The organism is Aminobacter sp. P4_H6_2, from assembly GCF_056400805.1.
Genome location: NZ_JBFUKO010000637.1, coordinates 1 through 2,978, shown reverse-complemented (window position 1 = coordinate 2,978; position 2,978 = coordinate 1). Strand labels below are relative to the sequence as shown.

Below are 2,978 nucleotides of genomic sequence, written 5' to 3'. Positions count from 1 at the left end.
GGCGACTGCCGATGTCGCGGCTGATCTGCCCCACCCACACCTGCCTGCCCTGATAGCGCATCGGGCTCAGCCAAAGTCGCAGGTGGTTGCGCTGGTGGATGTTGTCGCGGGCCTTTTGCAACGCCAGGTCTTGCGCCCTGCCGAACATGTAAAGGTCACCCACCGGTGCGTACGCATAACGCTCGCCGGCGAGGGCGGCCGTCACCATCTTGTTGATGGAGCCTAGCCATTTCTGCTCGGTTGGGCGCCAGCCGCGACGCGCGAACGCGGGAAAGGCGTCGTCGAGGCCGCCCACCACCACCAGATTGAGCGGATCGCCGTTCTTCAAGCCGTTCTTGTTCGTGACACAGCAAGGCAGCGCTTCGAGCGCCGTGCGAAATGAGGCTTCATCGATGTAGTTCCGGATCTCTTCAGGCGGATAGATATCCCTCCGGAAGACTTCGCTCATGCGATAGTCGGCACGAAAGCCGGGCACGACGGAAAGGATCGTGAAGGTTCTCGCCCGACCACTCGAGACCAGGTCGATCTGCACGAACTTAAATCCCTCGTCGCGGGTCGTTAGCACGAACCCTGAATTTGTGGTGCCAGGAAGGACCGGGTTGCGGAAGGCCAGTTTGCGAAAGCGCCGGTCAAGCTCCGCTTTCTGGTCCGGTGACTTGCCCGATGCCACCGTTTCGGACGCTTCGGAAGCGGGAAAGAAATTCGGATCGAGTCCCGGAGAGAGCAGATAGTAGGCGCGGTCTTCGCGATTTTCGACTTCAATCCAGACGGGCTGGATTGATCGCGTTGCAAGCGGCACGCCATACACTGTGGTGCTTTCATCGGCCGAGAGCACCGCAGCCGATACCCGCAGGTCACCTTCCATGCGCGTAGCGGCCCGGCTCTTGTAGTCGAGACCTGTTGCCGGGGGCGTCGAAGAGCAGCCGACAAGCGCAAGGGCGATAGCTCCGAGGGCTTGACTGACGATGCGGCTCATCTCGTTGAACGTTGCGTGCGCAGTCGAACGAGCATTCCGCGGGTGGGTGCGCTCATTACACCTTCTCTTTCTCCGCAGTTACCTTGGCAGCTTGCGGGTCCAGCAACCCCGTGACGGAGCCTATCTTGTCCTGAACCGGCCTAAACCAACAGAGAAGATTCGTCCGCCGCAATACTGGCCTCGCGGAAATGGGACGGAGTGTTGCCGCAGAGAGACATTGTGGCGTTCGCGCCGAAAAAAGACCAGCCCCCCGGTAAAGTTGGAGGATTGGCGTCGATATTACAATGAGGTTCGTCCCCCAGCGCGACCGGATATAATGTCCCGCTCGCATTGCATAATCCCGGAGGCGCTGCCACCCCGTCACCGTGTTATGGATGATCAATATTTTTTTCACGTAGGGCTCTGGGGTCTGGGGTTGCCTCCGAGGGCGCGAGGGCGACGCGGTCACCGCCTGCAAGGTCTGCATGACGAGACATTTGGACTGATGCCGATGCAGCGAGCCAAGCGGCAGGCCATAATGCATAGCTATCTCCCACAGCGTCGCGGAACCGAGCAACGTCCTGTTGATGATCTTGCTTCTGGTGTTCGGGCAGATCTGGCAGCGGCGTCCCACGCGATACCCTCCTGACCTATTTTCCGCTGTTTGAAGACCCTTCGGAAACATCGGAAGCCTCCCCTGAAGGTCTCGCTCATCCACTGCGCACTGCCGGATCAACTGGTGACGGGCAACGAGGCGCAAGCGCCGCCTGTTTCTTCTGTGCAACAGGCTCAGCCAATTCCGCGCACCAGCGCCTCACGGCGCAAGCTTTGCGCTTTGTCTTTGGGTCCATTTTATGGGAATGCCAGAGATGGCATTTCGTTGAAGTTGGCCTCGGAAGAAGTTCGGCAATCAAGTCGAAAGGACGCGATATGCGCCGTTACGCCGTGGAATTCATCGGAACGTTCTTTCTCGTGTTGACAATTGGCTGCACCGGGCTCGCAGCGGCTCCAGGAGTGATTGCTCCGCTGGCCATTGGGGCCGTGCTGACGGCGATGGTCTACGCGGGCGGCCACATTTCGGGCGCCCATTACAACCCGGCAGTGACGCTCGGAGTGTTCCTGCGGGGGCGGTGTCCTGGCTCGGACGTGCTGCCCTACTGGGGCGCCCAATTGCTCGGTGCCGCGAGTGCGGCCTTGATTGTCGGATTCGCCCTTCGGGGGGCACCAGTGAGCCCATTAGTCGCCCCCGTATTTGGGGCGTTTCTGGCCGAGTTCCTTTTCACGTTTGTTCTGGTGTACGTCGTGTTGAACGTGGCCACGGCCGATGCAACAGACGGTAATTCCTACTTCGGTCTCGCGATTGGCTTCACAGTGATGGCTGGCGCATTCGCCGTCGGACAGGTGTCGGGAGCGGCCTTCAACCCGGCCGTCGCCATTGGGGCCTCACTCGCGGGCTTGCTCCCATGGTCCAACTTGTGGCTCTACATCGCTGCGGAGCTGCTAGGAGGGGCCGCGGCGGCGTTCGCTTTCAAAGCGCTCAACCCAACCGGCCGGCCCGGGAACGCATAGGGACCTGGCCAGCAGCCGGCGACTCCGAGCTGGCTGCATTGGGATGTTTCGCGCACAAGCTCTGACCGTCTGCTTTGCTAGATTGCGGACGATGACTCTGGCCAAATCTGGAATGTGGAGGGCGAGGATCTCGGTGTAGGCGTTCGGTCGCTGCTAAAGCCAGCCTTGCATGCACCAGCCGAACGGCCTCGGCTTCAAATTCCTTCGTAAATCGGAAGCAAGTCCATTCCATGAAGCGGCGCGTCCACCACAAGCTTGAATAGGCAGTCTCCGGGTTCGGTAAGTGCGGGAGCCCGTTGACAGGCAACGAGACCCGACTGCGCGAATTGAACCGATCTGGCAGGCTCAGATGGTCCTGCGATCGAATGGAGGATGCCGGCAAGATCGCCAGCGTGGACCTCATCTCCTAGCGCCACAGCTGGCTCGAAGATGCCTCTGACGGGCGCATAGGTGA

General features: G+C 60.5%; 2 protein-coding genes and 1 pseudogene. 1 reads left to right on the top strand and 2 read right to left on the bottom strand.

The window, feature by feature from the left end; translation table 11 throughout:
- Positions 1–976: LssY C-terminal domain-containing protein (locus tag AC1DUU_RS27845; protein ID WP_476786580.1), on the bottom strand; the 976-nt coding region annotated here is incomplete at its 3' end.
- Between the two features lie 909 nt (positions 977–1,885).
- On the opposite strand from AC1DUU_RS27845, the gene AC1DUU_RS27840 reads away from it, so the two are divergent.
- Positions 1,886–2,524: an MIP/aquaporin family protein gene (locus AC1DUU_RS27840; RefSeq protein ID WP_476786579.1), complete on the top strand. Its 639-nt coding sequence runs from the start codon at positions 1,886–1,888 to the stop codon at positions 2,522–2,524.
- A 194-nt stretch (positions 2,525–2,718) separates the two neighbouring features.
- On the opposite strand, the pseudogene AC1DUU_RS27835 reads toward AC1DUU_RS27840, so the two are convergent.
- Positions 2,719–2,978, bottom strand: a pseudogene (locus AC1DUU_RS27835) (hypothetical protein); the annotation flags it as partial.

Coding starts and splice junctions, on each gene's coding strand:
- AC1DUU_RS27840 (WP_476786579.1), top strand. CDS start 1,886: ATGCGCCGTTACGCCGTGGAATTCATCGGAACGTTCTTTCTCGTGTTG.